This is a genomic window from Streptomyces sp. NBC_00076 (genome assembly GCF_045041235.1).
Classification (GTDB): Bacteria; Actinomycetota; Actinomycetes; order Streptomycetales; family Streptomycetaceae; genus Streptomyces.
On the sequence record NZ_CP108242.1, the window covers coordinates 3,084,187 to 3,098,530 of the forward strand.

The window sequence follows — 14,344 nt, forward strand, 5'->3', positions numbered from 1 at the left end:
CGGCATCCACGGGCCCACGCCCACGGCCTCCGCACCCCCTGTCGCATGCGCGGCAGGGGGTGCGGCAGCATGGGCAGCCCACGCACCCACACGCGCACAGTCCCGTTCACCCTGACGACCGACCGAAAGGACCCCCATGCCCGCGGTCCCCAAGCCCGAGATCCTGGCCGCCTTCGAGGCCGCGAAGGGCTTCATGCCGGTGCACGAGGGGCTCGCCCTGTACGCGGCGGCCGTCGAGGCCGGGCGGCTCGGGCTGCCGCTGCTGGAGGTCGGCACGTACTGCGGGCGGTCCGCGATCCTGCTGGCCGACGCGGCGCGCGGGGCCGGGGTCGTGGCGCTCACCGTCGACCACCACCGCGGCAGCGAGGAGCAGCAGCCGGGCTGGGAGTACCACGACCCGGAGACGGTGGACCCCGAGCTCGGCCTGATGGACACCCTGCCCACCTTCCGCCGCACCCTGCACCGGGCGGGACTTGAGGAGCACGTGGTCGCCCTCGTCGGCCGCTCGCCCCAGGTGGCGAAGGTGTGGGGCACTTCGCTCGGCCTGGTCTTCGTCGACGGCGGCCACACCGACGAGCACGCGGGCGCCGACTACGAGGGCTGGGCGCCGCATGTCGCCGAGGGCGGACTGCTCGTCATCCACGACGTGTTCCCGGACCCGGTCGACGAGTTCACCGGCCAGGCCCCCTACCGCGTCTACCTCCGGGCGCTGAAGTCCGGCGTCTTCACGGAGGTCTCGGCGACCGACTCACTTCGGGTGCTGCGGCGAACGGGGACGGGCCGCCCCTGATCCGCCCGCGGCGCGACCGACGCCTTCGGACCCCCGGTGCACCGTCGCCGTAGGTGTGTCTCCGGAGCTCGTGGTCGGCCCGTAAGGTGGCAGTCGTGTCGTACGTAGGCCCGGACTTCGATCCTCCCCAGCCCCGCCGTTCCCGGCGTCGCCCCCTGACTGTGGCGGTCGCCGCGCTGGTGCCGGGAGCGCTGCTCGGCTGGCTGGTGTACGAGACGGTCGGCGGCACGGGCGGGGACTCGAAGGCGACGGTCCGGACGCCCGCGTCGTCGAACGCGCCCGTCTCCCCGACGGTCTCCGAGCCGAGGAAGGCCGGGGACGGCAACGGCGAGCAGCCCAGCCCGACACCGCGCACCACGACGTCCGCGCCCGCCGCGTCCGGCCCGCTCAAGGGCAAGGTGATCGTCATCGACCCGGGGCACAATCCGGGCAACTTCAAGAACACGGCCGCGATCAACCGCAAGGTGGACATCGGGACGAACTCGAAGGAGTGCGACACCACGGGGACGGCCACCAACTCCGGTTACGAGGAAGCCCGGTTCACGCTGGACGTCGCCGACCGGATGCGCGCGATCCTCCAACGGCAGGGCGCCACGGTGAAGCTGACCCAGGACGGCGACCGGCCCTACGGCCCGTGCGTGGACGAGCGGGCCCTGATCGGCAACGAGGCGCACGCGGACGCCGTGGTGTCGATCCACGCGGACGGCTCGGCGGTCGGCAACCGCGGCTTCCACGTCATCCTGCCGGGCAGCGTGCACGCGGGCTCCGCCGACACCCGTGCGATCGTCGCCCCCTCGCGGGAGCTCGGCGAGCGCGTCGCGGGCACCTTCGTACGGGTCACGGGCAGCGCGCCCTCCAACTACATCGGCGGCGGCACCGGACTGGTCACTCGCACCGACCTGGGCGGTCTCAATCTGTCAACGGTTCCCAAGGTGTTCATCGAGTGCGGCAACATGCGCGATAGCAAGGACGCGGCATTGCTGACCAGTGGTGCCTGGCGGCAGAAAGCGGCGCAAGGGATCTCTGAGGGAATGGTGAGTTTCCTGCGCGGGTAGTGATCAGCGCGCTGATCCGGGCGGACCCCCGATCGGGCGGACGATAGTGTCGTCCCTACGATGAGGGGCCACCCCCTGCGCTTCACACCAGGGCCTGAAGGCGACATGGTGACAGCGACGCCTCTACCGACGACGAGACGACCTACGAAGGACCTGAAGTGAATATCCGCTCCCTCACTAGAGGCGACGGCGTGGTGATCGGAGCAGCGGTTTTGCTGTTCATCGCGTCGTTCCTCGACATCTACGCGATCGACGGGGCCCCCGACAGCGCCGAGCTCCCCAACTCCTGGGAGAGCGGACCGGTCCTGATGGGTGTCGTCCTCGCGGGCGTCATCGGTGCCGCCCTTGTCGTCGTCTCCCACGGCCTGCCGCAGGTCCCCAAGGTGGTCGGCCTCGACCTCGGTCAGTTCGGCGTCGCCTTCACGGTCTTCGCCGCCTGGACCGCGCTCGGGAACATCTTCGACCCGCTCGGTGGCACGGACAACGTCGGCTCCGCTTCGGACAATGGTGTCAGCGCCGGCATCGGCCTGATCCTCGCCCTCATCGCGACCCTGCTGATGGCGGCGGCGGCCGTCGCCACCCCCCTGGTCCCCGCCCTCAAGGGCGCCCTCATCCCCGCCCCCAAGCCCGCCGCCCCGCAGCCCTACGGCACCCAGCCCCCCGGCGGTTACGGCTACCCCGGTGCCCAGCAGGCCCCGTACGGCGGCCAGCCGCAGCCGGGTCAGCCGTACGCCGCCCAGCCGCAGCAGGCGCAGGCGCAGCCCCCGGCCCCCGCCGCGGACTTCTCGCCGTTCTGGTTCGCCGTGCCGGTGCCGCGTCCGCTGTTCGCGGAGGACGGTTCGCCGACGCCGATCGCCGAACTCGCCCCCGGTACCTGGTACCTGGCCGTGGAGCAGCGCGGTCCGGCGCTGGTCGCGCAGACGCAGGACGGCCGTCGCGGCGTGCTGCAGGACACCACGGGGATCCAGCGCGGCTGACGTCGCCGGCTTCGCGTACGACCACGGCCTCTCGCCCTTCCGGGCGGGGGGCCGTTGTCGTACAGTCGCTGCCCTGACCAGTAACTGACACATCGTCAGACTCCTGGAGGGCGTATGCGGCTCGGGCTGGCACTCGGTTACTGGGGTCGTGGTCCCGCCACGGACCATGTGGAGCTGGCCCGGGAGGCGGAGCGGCTCGGTTACGACTCGGTGTGGACCGCCGAGTCCTGGGGCTCGGACGCGTTCACCCCGCTCACCTGGATCGCCGCGCGCACCTCACGGATCAGGCTCGGTACCGCGGTCGCCCAGATGGCGGCCCGCTCGCCGACCACCACGGCGATGCACGCCCTCACCCTGGACCACCTCTCCGGCGGCCGGATGACGCTCGGGCTCGGTCTGTCCGGCCCGCAGGTGGTCGAGGGCTGGTACGGGCGACCGTTCCCGAAGTCGCCGCTGACCGCCACCCGGGAGTACGTCGACGTCGTACGGCAGGTGCTGCGGCGTGAGGCGCCGGTGGAACTGGACGGACGTTTCCACCCCCTCCCCTACCGCGGCCCCGACGCCACGGGACTCGGCAAGCCTCTGAAGTCCATCACCCACCCGCTGCGCCCCCGTCTGCCCGTCCTGCTGGGCGCCGAGGGACCGCGGAACGTGGCCCAGACGATCCGGATCGCCGACGGCTGGCTGCCGTTGTACTGGTCGCCGAACCGGCCCGAGGCGTACGGGGACGCCGTGCGCGACCTGCCGGAAGGCTTCCAGGTCGCCCCGATGGCCCAGGTGCGGGTCTGCGAGGACGTCGCCGAAGGGCTGCTGCCCGTCAAGGCGATGCTCGGCTTCTACATCGGCGGGATGGGCCACGCGGCCCGCAACTTCCACGCCGACCTCATGGGCCGCATGGGGTACGAGGAGGAGGCCCGGCGGATTCAGGAGTTGTTCCTGTCGGGCCGTCGGGACGAGGCGGTGCTGGCCGTGCCGGACGCGTTCGCCGACGAGATCTCCCTGGTCGGACCGCGTGAACGCATCGCGGAGCGGCTCCAGTCGTGGCGCAGGGGCCCGGTGACGGACCTGCTGGCCGTGGCACCGGACCGGACCACGTTGCGGGTGCTGGCGGAGCTGAACGGGTAGGCGCGGGCGGGGAGTTCGGCGGACTCAGTGGAAGACTGACACCGGGTCCAGGGTCAGTTCCCCGGTCGCGCCGTTCCAGACGCGGACCCGGCCGAGGCAGGTGGCCGGGAACTCGCCCTCCGCGTAGTCCTCGACCCGGAACTCCTCGCGGACCCAGTTCTCCCGGCAGGTGATCCGCACCCGCGCGGCCGTTGCGCCGGGGCCGTAGCGGGCCCGCAGCACGGTGCCGCCGCCGTCCGCGCGGTCGGCCGTGAACAGGCCGGTGACCAGGACGAAGTCCGACCGTACGGCGGTCAGCGGCGCCCCTGCCCGGTCCGGCGCGGCCCGCAGCCTCCTGGCGAGGGCCCCGTTGGGGTCGAGCCGCCCGGCGGCCAGGTCGGCCTCCACCACCCAGTCCCGGGCCCGCAGTCTCTCCATGATCAGGCTCAGCGCCTTCATCGGAGTGTTCTGCTCCAGGTACTCGACCACGCGTTCCTTGGTCTCGTCGTGCTGTGCCTTTCCGCCGGAGGCGCCGAAGCGGGCGAACACCCCGAGCCCACGGACGGTGGCGACCTTGGCGGCGACGGCCATCTCGTCGGTGTGGGGGATGCCGTGCATGTCGGCGATGTCCTTGACCCAGGTCTCGTTGACGTAGATGCACATGCCGGAGATCACCGGCCGGTCCCCCCGGCGCCCCCTGTGCGGAAGTCCCCAGCGCGTCACGGCGTACTGGAGCAGCACGCCCAGGCACGCCACCGTCCCGAACCAAACCGCCATCCACGGCCACCACAGGCTCCACCACTGACTGTCAATGACACCCACGGATCTCCTTGAACGCGTCGGAGAGCGAGGACCTGTCGGCGTCGACCACGCGGCCGCCGGTCGCGTCGGCGACCTTCCGCAGTGCGGCCGGGTCGGCCTCGCCGAAGTGGACGGGGAAGGTGGGTACTTCGCGTGCCCGCGCGCCGAGCCCGCCGTACCGGCGCAGGAACTCCTCGTAGCCGATGCCCGCGTTGTTCTCGCCGTCCGTCATCAGCACGATGGAGACGGGTCGTCGGGGCTCGTCGCGCAGGGCGTCGGCGGCGATGCGGTAGCCGTGGTCGAGGGCGGACCAGAGGGCGGTGGAGTCGCCGAAGCCGCCGTCGGCCACGGTGGCGTCGAGCGTACGGAGGTCCTTGTCGCCGCGGACGGTCACCGTGCGCTCCTCCAGCACCCGCCCGCCGAACCGCACGACGGTGAGCCGCTCCCCCCGGTAGAAGCGGGCGAACTTGCCGGTGGAGGTCGGGTCGGCGCCGCTGAGCCCGGCGAACGCGGCCCGCAGCGCGGCGATCCGCGGCCCGCGCATCGAGCCGGAGAAGTCCAGCACGAACACCACCTGATCGGTGGTGTGCCGGGCGGGGTCCCCGTAGTCGGCGACCAGGCGCTCCACGACGGACAGCCGGTCGGGGAGGGACAGCGCGTTGCCGATCGCCGCACGGAGCTGCGGCGCGGGCCGCACGTCCTGGTTCACCGGGCGCCGCCAGGTGCGCTGAGTGAGCTGTTGCTGCGCGTCGGCCCCGAGCAGCCAGTCCACCACCTTCCCGTACGCGGACCGCTCCCGGGTGTCGAGCAGCAGCAGCGGGAAGTCGGACAGCACCATGCCGTCCTCGGGGTACACGATCTCCAGGGGCTCCGGCAGTTTCTTCGTGGCGTTCAGGGACAGCAGTTCGGACTCGTGGGCGATCAGCGCGTCGGCCCGGTCCTGATGGCGTACGTAGGTGTCGACCAGGTCGCGGGAACTGGCGCCGGTGAGGGTCTGGCCGGAGCGGAAGCCACGCAACCGGTCGCAGGACACGTCCTGTTCGCGTAGCGCGCTGCCGGTGCCGACGGCCGCGGTGGCGACACCGACCAGGGCCGCCCGGCCGGTGTCGCTGGTGCGCGGGTCGGCCATCCCGAACCGTACGGTGCCGTCGGCGGCGGCGTCCGCGAGGTCCGCCCAGGAGAGGTGTCCGCCGGGGGTCCGGGACCGTAGGGTGCGCGCGGTCCCGGGGGTGAGGCCGACGACCACGGGTGAGCGCATGATCGCGGTCGACTCGGGCCGGGCCGCCTGGCCGCCCGAGTCCCGCAGTCCCAGCAGGAAGGAACGGTCGGACACGGGCCAGGCCAGGTCGTAGCCGTCGCTCCGGGCGTCCGAGAGGTCGGCCGTCGCCTTGTAGTCCATGGCCAGCCGGACGCCGGTGTCGTCCTCGAGCTGGCCCAACAGCGGTCCCAGGTCGGCGAGTTCGGGGCTGGCCAGGACCCGCAGGGTGATGTCGTCCTGGCCCTGTGTGCAGGAGGAGACGAGCGGGGCGAGCAGGGTCAGGGCGAGGCAGGCGGTGAGGGCGCGGGCGCGGCGCCGCCGGTGGCTCACGGGGTGTCCCGGACGGGCGGCGGGCAGTCACCCACGTAGGTGATGATCTTCTCCAGGACGTCCAGCTCGGGTTCGTACACCTTGGTCTGGTCGCGGTTCGGCGTCGGGACCTGTATGCCGTGGCCCGCGAGGTAGGCGTTGAGCTGCTCGCTGGTGCCGTCCTCGCCGTTGAAGCGGACGCGGAAGCCCAACTCGATGGCGCGTCGGCGCAGTTCGGGGTCGGTCGCGATCAGACTGACCAGCTTGTCGCCCTCGCCGCTGAGCGAGATGAGCTGCGGCTCGGTGAGGGCGTAGGGGGTGGGATAGAGCAGGACGCGGTTGGTGTCCTGGCGGTGGTGGTCGCGCTGGTAGTCGATCTGGTGGGCCAGGTACTGGTGCTCGTAGATCAGGGAGATCGGCGCGATGCTCTCGCCGAGAGCGGAGAGATAGCTGTCGGCCTGCTCGTCGGCCCACATGCCCTGGACGTCGATGAGAGGTTTGATGTGGGCGGCGACGGCCAGGGCCTTCTGGGCGGCCTTCTTCTTGTCGGGCTCGCCCGCGCCCGGGGTGCTGTTCCGGTTCTCCACGAAGGCGAGCGTGCTCAGGTAGGTGCCGGCCGCGTTGGACTCGCAGACGTTGGAGGTGCGGACCAGGACGCGTCCGCTGTTGCTGTGCGCTCCGCCCTCGTCGAAACCGATGCCGTTCCAGGTGTCGACCCGTTCCAGTGTGCCGTCCCGGTCCTGGTCGGCGGTGCCGTCCCGGTTTTGGCCGGCGGTGCCCCGCTCGCCGTCGGGGCCTTCCCGGCCGTCGAGCAGTTTCATGAACTCGCCCATGTCGAGGTCGTAGTAGAGCGTTCGGCCGCCGCCCTGGACCGGCTGCGGGGTGGCCACGCCCGCTCGTACCAGCGTCTCGGCGTAGTCCCGGAAGGTGCCGAGGACCAGCGGTGTGACGAAGGGCCGTACCGACCGCACGGAGCGGTCCTGCCGGTCGAGGATCAGCTTGGCCGCGAGCTGGCCGGACGGGAAGACGGCGTCCATGTCCGCCAGGGACTGGGTGGCGATGCCCCGGGAGCCGAGCCGGTGGATGTCGACCCGTATGCCGTGCTCCAGCAACAGCCGCCGCACCTCGGGGTCCCTGAAGTAGTCCGACTTGGAGGCCATGCGGGCCTCGATCGTGGCGATGGTCTCGAAGGGGCGCAGCGCGTTGCCGGAGAGGAGGAGCGAGATCAGCCCGGCGAGGGCCAGCGGGAGTGCGAGGGCCACGTGGCGCGGTAATCGCCGTCGCTCACGGTGCCGGGTGACCAGTCGGGGCTCCGCCAGTGGGCCAGGGGTCCCAGGGGTCCCAGGGGCGGACGGGATCTGCGGTCTGTCTGTGTCGGACACCGGCTCTCCTGCCTCTCCTGGGGGCAGGAGCATGAGCCATCATCTCGAACACCGGGCGCCGTCAGGAAGTATCGCGACGGAACGGATGGAGAATGGCCGGTCGCCGCCGCGGTCGTCTCCGGCCCCGCCGCGAACGCTCCAGGTTTCAAACAGGGATTCGGGGCCATCCGGAGGTCATGTCCTCTAGAAATCGCAGCGGCTCCAACTCTGCGGGGACGGTCATCGCGGTGGTCGCGGACATCATGGCCGTCATCCTCGGACTGTGGATCCTCATGTACCTGTTGGACGCGAACCGGGCCAACGACCTGGTGCAGTTCGTCCACGACGCGGCAGCCTGGCTCGCGGGCTGGTCGCGTGACCTGTTCACCTTCGACGAGGCCTGGGCACGAGTCGTGGCCGGCTACGGTCTGGCCGCCGTCGTCTACCTGTTCGTGGGCCACGCCATCGCCAACCGGATGCACCGACACTGACCGCCCCTGGTCGTGCCGGATCCACCGGCACCGAGACCCGGGTCGTACCCGATGCACCGGCACTGAGCCCGCCCCGGTCGTGCCAGGGGCTCAGGCGCAGCAGTCCGGGTCGAGGCCTCTCGGTAGGTGGTTGCCGCCGAACACCGTGCAGGTCGCCTCGTCTCCGCCGAGCGCGGCGACGGCGAGGAGCAGGGAGCCGGCCGTCCAGGTGGTCAGCTCCTTCGGCCAGAGGGCCTTGTCCTCGAAGACGTAGCCCGTCCAGTACAGGCCCGACTCGGGGTCACGCAGGTGCTGGATCGACTGAAGGATCTCCAGCGCCCGGTCGGACTCGCCCAACGCCCACAGGGCGAGGGCGAGTTCGGCCGACTCACCGCCCGTCACCCACGGGTTGGGGTCGACGCAGCGCACCCCGAGGTCCGGGACCACGAAACGGTCCCAGCCCTCCTCCACACGGGACTTGGCCTCGGCGTCCGTCAACGCGCCGCCCAGCACCGGGTAGTACCAGTCCATCGAGTAGCGGTCCTTGTCGAGGAACCGCTCCGGGTGCCGGCGGATCGCGTGCCGGAGTGCCCCGAGGGCCAACTCCCAGTCCGGCTGCGGCTCTTCACGCTGTTCGGCGATCGCGAGCGCACAGCGCAGTGCGTGGTGGATGGAGGAGGAGCCGGTCAGCAGCGCGTCCGTGACGGCGGTGCCGTCGTCCTCGCGCTTCCAGCCGATCTGCCCGCCCGGCTGCTGGAGCCGCAGCACGAACTCGATCGCCGCGTAGACGGTCGGCCACACGCGGTCGAGGAACATGTCGTCGCCGGTGGACAGGTAGTGGTGCCAGGCCCCGACGGCCACATAGGCGACGAAGTTGGTCTCCCGGCCCCGGTCGGTGACGTCGTCGAAGTCCCCGTCCATGTAGGCCGCGTACCAGGAGCCGTCCTCGTTCTGGTGCCGTGCCAGCCAGGTGTACGCCCGCTCGGCGGCCTCGTGCTCACCGGCCGCGTCCAGCGCCATGGCCGCCTCGGTGTGGTCCCACGGGTCGAGGTGGTGCCCGCGGAACCACGGGATCGCCCCGTCCTCCCGCTGTACGGCGAGCAGCCCGGCGACGGTCGCGGCGGCCTGCTCTGCGGTGAGGACCCCGGGCAGGACGAGGTGTTCTGTCCGGGGGGTGGTCACTGGGCGGCCGCCTCGGCTTCGGTCTCGGTCCCGGCGTCGTCGGTGTCCGACAGCCGGGGCAGGTGGGGCTTCGTCGCGTACGCCACGAAGCTCTTGCCGATCAGCGGGTTCAGGGCCTGTTCGGCGACTCGGGTCGCGAGCGGCTTCTTCATGATGTCCCAGACCAGCAGCTTGTGGTACGCCCGCACCGGCAGCGCCTTGTCGTTGTCGACGCCGAACGCGCACTTCAGCCACCAGTACGGGGAGTGCAGGGCGTGCGCGTGGTGGGTGCCGTACGGCTTGAGGCCGGCCTCCCTGATCCTCGCGAGGAGTTGGTCCGCCTTGTAGATGCGGATGTGGCCGCCCTCGACCTCGTGGTAGGCGTCCGACAGCGTCCAGCAGACCTTCTCGGGGCCGTAGCGCGGGACGGTGATCGCTATCCGGCCGCCGGGCCTCAACACCCTTACCATCTCGGCGAGTACGCCCTTGTCGTCCGGGATGTGCTCCATCACCTCGGAGATGATGACGACGTCGAAGGACTCGTCCGGGAAGGGCAGTGCGAGGGCGTCGCCCTCCATCGCGGTCGCGGTGGCACCCTCAGGGGCCTCCCCCGCCTCCTTCATCGCCGCGAACCACTTCGCGACCTCGCGTATCTCCTCGCCGTTCTGGTCCAGCGCCACGACCTGGGCGCCGCGCCGGTAGCACTCGAACGCGTGCCGGCCGGCACCACATCCGAGGTCCAGGACACGGTCGCCCGGGGCGAGCGGGAACCGGGAGAAGTCGACGGTCAGCACGTGGCCCTGCTTTCGCGATCGGATACAACGTCAACAACCTCTGCGACCGCCATGCGGCCGGGAAGCGCGGGCTCGGAGGGGCCGACGCCCTCTCCCGCGGCGGCGGCCATGGCCGCGCGGTACCGGGCCACCGTGCCCTCCGCGGCCTTCGCCCAGGTGAACCGCTCCAGCACGCGCTCGCGCCCCGCGCGGCCTAGCCGGGCGCGCAGTTCCGGGTCGCCCAGGAGCCGGCTCAGGCCCGCGGCCAGCGCTCCCGCGTCGCCCGGGGGTACCGCAAGGCAGGTCTCCCCGTCGGTCCCGGCGACCTCGGGGATCGCGCCGCCGGTGGTGGCCAGCAGCGGGGTGCCCGTCGCCATGGCCTCCGCGGCCGGCAGCGAGAAGCCCTCGTACAGCGACGGTACGCACGCGACCTGCGCGGAGCGCACCAGGTCGACGAGTTCGGCGTCCGAGATGCCCTTCACGAAGTCCACGGCGCCATCGAGGCCGTAGCGCTCGACCGCCTGGGCGACCGGTCCCGCCGTGGGCCGCTTGCCGACGACGACGAGGTGGGCGTCGGGGCGCTCGGTGCGGACCTTGGCGAGTGCCTCGACGAGGAAGACCAGGCCCTTGAGGGGTACGTCCGCGCTGGATGTCGTGACGATCCGGCCCGGCACGACGGGCACCGAGGGGTCGGGCGAGAACAGGTCGGTGTCGGCGCCGATGTGGACGACCTGGATGCTGTCCTGGCGTACCCCCAGGTGCTCGACTATCTCCTGACGGGACGTGCCGGAGACGGTGAGCACCGAGGGCAGCCGGCGGGCGACGCGCTTCTGCATCCGGGTGAAGGCGTACCAGCGGCGCACCGAGCAGCGGCGCCTGAAGCCGTCGGCGGCGTCCAGCTCCAACTGCCGGTCGACGGTGATGGGGTGGTGGATGGTGGTGACGAGCGGGGCGCCGATGTCGCCCAACAGCCCGTATCCGAGCGTCTGGTTGTCGTGCACGACGTCGAACTCGCCCCGCCGGGCGCGCAGTTGGCGGCGGACGCGGAGGGAGAACGTCAGCGGTTCCGGAAACCCGCCGGTCCACATCGTCGCCACTTCCAGAGCGTCTATCCAGTCGCGGTACTCGCCTCGCCCGGGGGTGCGGAACGGGTCCGGCTGGCGGTAGAGGTCGAGGCTCGGCAGTTCGGTGAGGGAGAGGCGGTCGTCGTGACCCTCGTCGAGGACGGGGTAGGGCTGGGAGCCGATGACCTCCACGCGGTGGCCCAGCCGGGCGAGTTCACGCGAGAGGTGTCGTACGTAGACGCCCTGGCCGCCGCAGAACGGGTTTCCCTTGTACGTGAGGAGTGCGATCTTGAGCGGTCGCCCGCCGTCGGCGGCGAGGTCCTGCCGGGACCCCGCCTGACTGGCCTCAGCGGTCACTCCGAGCCCCCTTCTGCCTGCACTGTCCCGCGAGACTACGACGGGACGCTAATCTAGAACAAGTTTCAGACTTGATCGTTAAGTCGGCTCTGAATCTACCGGCTGGTAGGGGTGCGGGGAGCAGTGGATCAGGTGATTCACGCCACGACCGGCCCACCCTGTCATGCTGTGTGATCACCGAGCCTCACCGAACGTCACGGAACGGGACCCATGCCTGTGGAAGCCAAGGCGAACAAGGCGCTGTCCTCGCCCCTCACCGAGCGGCAGGAGGCGCGCCGCCGCCGCATCCTGCACGCGAGCGCCCAACTGGCCAGCCGGGGCGGCTTCGACGCGGTCCAGATGCGTGAGGTGGCCGAGTCCTCCCAGGTGGCGCTCGGCACGCTGTACCGGTACTTCCCGTCCAAGGTGCATCTGCTGGTCGCCACGATGCAGGACCAGTTGGAGCACATGCACGGCACGCTGCGGAAGAAGCCGCCGACGGGCGAGTCGGCGGCACAGCGGGTGGCGGAGACCCTGATGCGGGCCTTCCGCGCGCTGCAGCGCGAGCCGCATCTGGCCGACGCGATGGTCCGCGCCCTCACGTTCGCGGACCGCAGCGTCAGCGCCGAGGTCGACCAGGTCTCCCGCCAGACGACGGCGATCATCCTGGACGCGATGGGCCTGGACGATCCCACCCCGGAGCAGCTCTCCGCCGTCCGCGTCATCGAGCACACCTGGCACTCGGCGCTGACCACCTGGCTGTCGGGCCGCGCCTCCATCGCCCAGGTGAAGATCGACATCGAGACGGTGTGCCGGTTGATCGATCTGACGGACCCGGACGGGAATTGAGCGCGCGAAGAACCTACGAGACGGGTTCCCTTCGCCGGTATTACCCGGATCAGGTGCTGGGGGTCGCCTTCCGGCCCGACCACTGCCTTCCGGCCTCTCAGCCCGACCGTCGACGTCGGCCACGGCGGATGCCTGAGCGTCGCGCCACAGTCGGCTACTCCGGTCGAACTCCCTCACTCGTCCCGTAGGCCACTTCCCATAGTAGAACGTTCACACGCAGACATAACCCCCCGATTCATGATTTTCTGCCTCCGGTGCGTGATCCCTACTCCTCCGGCGGGAACACCGGCTCCCCGCTCCCCAGCAGCGTGATCATGATGGCCTCCACCGGGCAGGCCTCCGCCGCCGCGAGGACCTTCTCGTTGGCGTCGGCCTCCGGCTCGACAGGGTTTGACTGGCGGCCCGCGTCGAGGCGGAAGCCGTCGGGGGCGTGGTGGACGCAGCTCGCGGAGCCGATGCACAACGAGCGGTCGACCTCGACCTGCCAGCGGTCACCCATGATCGCTCAGCCCTCCCAGCCGGCCGGGAGGTGGATCATCTTGTGCTCCAGGTACTCCCCGTAGCCCTCCGGCCCGAACTCCCGTCCCAGTCCGGAGTTCTTGTAGCCGCCGAACGGGCCGAGCATGTCGAGGCTGAAGGTGTTCACCGAGTACGTTCCGGTACGGACCTGTCGGGCGATCTCGATGCCGTGCTCGACGTCCGCCGTCCACACGCTGCCGCTGAGGCCGTAGTCCGAGTCGTTCGCGATCTTCACCGCCTCGGACTCGTCGCCGTAGGGCAGCAGACAGATCACCGGGCCGAAGATCTCCTCGCGGGCGATCCGCATCGAGTTGTCGACATCGCCGAAGAGGGTCGGTTCGACGTACCAGCCCCGGTCCTGGCCGGGCGGGCGCCCGCCGCCGGTGAGGATCTTCGCGCCCTCCTCCTGGCCGATGCGGATGTAGTCGAGGTTGCGTCGCTGCTGGCGCTCGGCCACCAGCGGGCCCACCTGCGTCGTCGGGTCCAGCGGGTCGCCGACCACCAGCGCGCCGGCCGCCGCCGCGAAGGCCTCGGCGAACTCGTCGTAGCGCGACCGGGGCAGCAGGATGCGGCTCTGCGCCACGCACGCCTGTCCGTTGTTCATCCAGGCCGCCGGGACGATCCCCGCCACCGCCGTCTCCACGTCCGCGTCCGGCAGTACCACCGCCGCCGACTTGCCGCCCAACTCCAGTGTCACGCGGGTGAGATGGCGGGAGGCGACCTCCATGACCCGCCGGCCGGCCGCCACCGAGCCGGTGAAGGAGACCTTGTCCACGCCGGGATGCCCGACCAGGTACTCGCTGACCTCGCGATCCGCGGGGAGGATGGAGAGCACGCCCTCGGGCAGCCCCGCCTCGCGGGTGATCTCGGCCAGCAGGTACGCGTCCAGCGGCGACTCGGGCGACGGCTTGAGTACGACCGTGCAGCCGGTGAGCAGCGCGGGCGCGAGCTTGGCGGCGGCCACGAACTGCGGGACGTTCCAGGGGACCACGGCGGCCACCACTCCCACCGGCTCGCGCCGCACGAGGATGCGGCCGAGCACGCCGGCGCGCGTCTCCTCGTAGGTGAAGTCGCGCGCGACCGTGATCGCCGAGTCCCACACCATCATCGCGCCGAGCGCCTGGGCGAGGACGCTCCAGGAGTACGGCGACCCGTTCTCGGAGGAGATCACCCGGGCGATCTCCTCGTGCCGCACGGCGATGGCGTCCTTGATCCGGGTGACCACCTCGATCCGCTCGTCCAGCGACATCCGCGGCCAGGGCCCCTCGTCGAAGGCCGCGCGCGCGACGGCCACCGCCCGGTCCACGTCCGCCGTCGAGGCGTGCGGCACGCGGCCGATGACCTCTTCCGTGTGCGGGGAGACCACCTCGATGACGTCCGTGCCCAGGGGGTCGGTCAACTCCCCGCCGATGAACAGCTGTCCGTGTTCCACGAGCTCGGTCATGGCGACTGCCTCCCCGGAGCGACTGTCTCTGACGGTTCATCAGATAGGGAACTGATACCAGTTCTACTCGGAG

Annotated in this window: 14 protein-coding genes and 1 riboswitch; of the genes, 6 read left to right on the forward strand and 8 right to left on the reverse strand. The window is 71.1% G+C overall.

Features of this window, described 5'->3' with window-relative positions:
- The first annotated feature begins 136 nt into the window (after window positions 1-136).
- The 4 genes from OHA64_RS14070 (at window position 137) to OHA64_RS14085 (ending at window position 3,947) form a co-directional block, all read left to right on the forward strand.
- Complete coding sequence (locus OHA64_RS14070) at window positions 137-790, forward strand: class I SAM-dependent methyltransferase (RefSeq protein ID WP_405612762.1); 654 nt, start codon at window positions 137-139, stop codon at window positions 788-790.
- Between the two features lie 95 nt (window positions 791-885).
- Entirely contained in the window at window positions 886-1,845 is a 960-nt protein-coding gene (locus OHA64_RS14075) for an N-acetylmuramoyl-L-alanine amidase (RefSeq protein WP_405612765.1), read from the forward strand.
- A 158-nt stretch (window positions 1,846-2,003) separates the two neighbouring features.
- Window positions 2,004-2,822: a DUF5336 domain-containing protein gene (locus OHA64_RS14080; protein ID WP_405612768.1), complete on the forward strand. Its 819-nt coding sequence runs from the start codon at window positions 2,004-2,006 to the stop codon at window positions 2,820-2,822.
- A gap of 114 nt (window positions 2,823-2,936) precedes the next feature.
- Window positions 2,937-3,947 (forward strand): LLM class F420-dependent oxidoreductase, encoded by a 1,011-nt coding sequence (locus tag OHA64_RS14085; protein WP_405612770.1) that lies wholly within the window; start codon window positions 2,937-2,939, stop codon window positions 3,945-3,947.
- 24 nt (window positions 3,948-3,971) lie between these two features.
- On the opposite strand, the gene OHA64_RS14090 is transcribed toward OHA64_RS14085, so the two are convergent.
- The 3 genes from OHA64_RS14090 to OHA64_RS14100 are packed head-to-tail and all read right to left on the reverse strand — an operon-like array spanning window position 3,972 to window position 7,556.
- The gene (locus OHA64_RS14090; RefSeq protein ID WP_405612773.1) at window positions 3,972-4,748 is read right to left on the reverse strand and encodes a hypothetical protein; all 777 of its coding nucleotides are present in this window, start codon (window positions 4,746-4,748) and stop codon (window positions 3,972-3,974) included.
- Window positions 4,735-6,315, reverse strand: a complete 1,581-nt coding sequence (locus tag OHA64_RS14095; protein ID WP_405612775.1) for a substrate-binding domain-containing protein — start codon at window positions 6,313-6,315, stop codon at window positions 4,735-4,737. The genes OHA64_RS14090 and OHA64_RS14095 overlap by 14 nt, the downstream gene beginning before the upstream one ends.
- Complete coding sequence (locus OHA64_RS14100; protein WP_405612778.1) at window positions 6,312-7,556, reverse strand: hypothetical protein; 1,245 nt, start codon at window positions 7,554-7,556, stop codon at window positions 6,312-6,314. The genes OHA64_RS14095 and OHA64_RS14100 overlap by 4 nt, the downstream gene beginning before the upstream one ends.
- A 296-nt stretch (window positions 7,557-7,852) precedes the next feature.
- Between OHA64_RS14100 and OHA64_RS14105 the strand changes: the two genes are divergently transcribed.
- On the forward strand, window positions 7,853-8,146 hold the full coding sequence (locus OHA64_RS14105) for a hypothetical protein (protein WP_405612781.1): 294 nt from the start codon (window positions 7,853-7,855) through the stop codon (window positions 8,144-8,146).
- Window positions 8,147-8,236: 90 nt separating this feature from the next.
- On the opposite strand, the gene OHA64_RS14110 is transcribed toward OHA64_RS14105, so the two are convergent.
- Genes OHA64_RS14110 through OHA64_RS14120 form a run of 3 tightly spaced genes read right to left on the reverse strand, consistent with a single transcriptional unit; the run spans window position 8,237 to window position 11,480 of the window.
- The gene (locus OHA64_RS14110; protein ID WP_405612784.1) at window positions 8,237-9,307 is read right to left on the reverse strand and encodes a prenyltransferase/squalene oxidase repeat-containing protein; all 1,071 of its coding nucleotides are present in this window, start codon (window positions 9,305-9,307) and stop codon (window positions 8,237-8,239) included.
- A complete protein-coding gene (locus OHA64_RS14115) occupies window positions 9,304-10,080 on the reverse strand; it encodes a class I SAM-dependent methyltransferase (protein ID WP_405612787.1) in 777 nt (258 codons plus the stop codon). The genes OHA64_RS14110 and OHA64_RS14115 overlap by 4 nt, the downstream gene beginning before the upstream one ends.
- Entirely contained in the window at window positions 10,074-11,480 is a 1,407-nt protein-coding gene (locus tag OHA64_RS14120; RefSeq protein ID WP_405612790.1) for a glycosyltransferase family 4 protein, read from the reverse strand. Before OHA64_RS14120 ends, OHA64_RS14115 begins: the two co-directional genes overlap by 7 nt.
- Before the next feature lie 210 nt (window positions 11,481-11,690).
- Here OHA64_RS14120 and OHA64_RS14125 point away from each other — a divergent pair, with 210 nt between their 5' ends.
- Window positions 11,691-12,308 (forward strand): TetR family transcriptional regulator, encoded by a 618-nt coding sequence (locus OHA64_RS14125; RefSeq protein WP_405612793.1) that lies wholly within the window; start codon window positions 11,691-11,693, stop codon window positions 12,306-12,308.
- Between the two features lie 9 nt (window positions 12,309-12,317).
- Window positions 12,318-12,493: riboswitch (TPP riboswitch) on the reverse strand.
- Window positions 12,494-12,573: 80 nt separating this feature from the next.
- Here the strand turns inward: OHA64_RS14125 and OHA64_RS14130 are convergent.
- Both OHA64_RS14130 and OHA64_RS14135 read right to left on the reverse strand, forming a co-directional pair.
- Window positions 12,574-12,807 (reverse strand): ferredoxin, encoded by a 234-nt coding sequence (locus tag OHA64_RS14130; RefSeq protein ID WP_405612796.1) that lies wholly within the window; start codon window positions 12,805-12,807, stop codon window positions 12,574-12,576.
- Between the two features lie 6 nt (window positions 12,808-12,813).
- Window positions 12,814-14,271 (reverse strand): aldehyde dehydrogenase, encoded by a 1,458-nt coding sequence (locus OHA64_RS14135; protein WP_405612799.1) that lies wholly within the window; start codon window positions 14,269-14,271, stop codon window positions 12,814-12,816.
- Window positions 14,272-14,344: the final 73 nt, after the last annotated feature.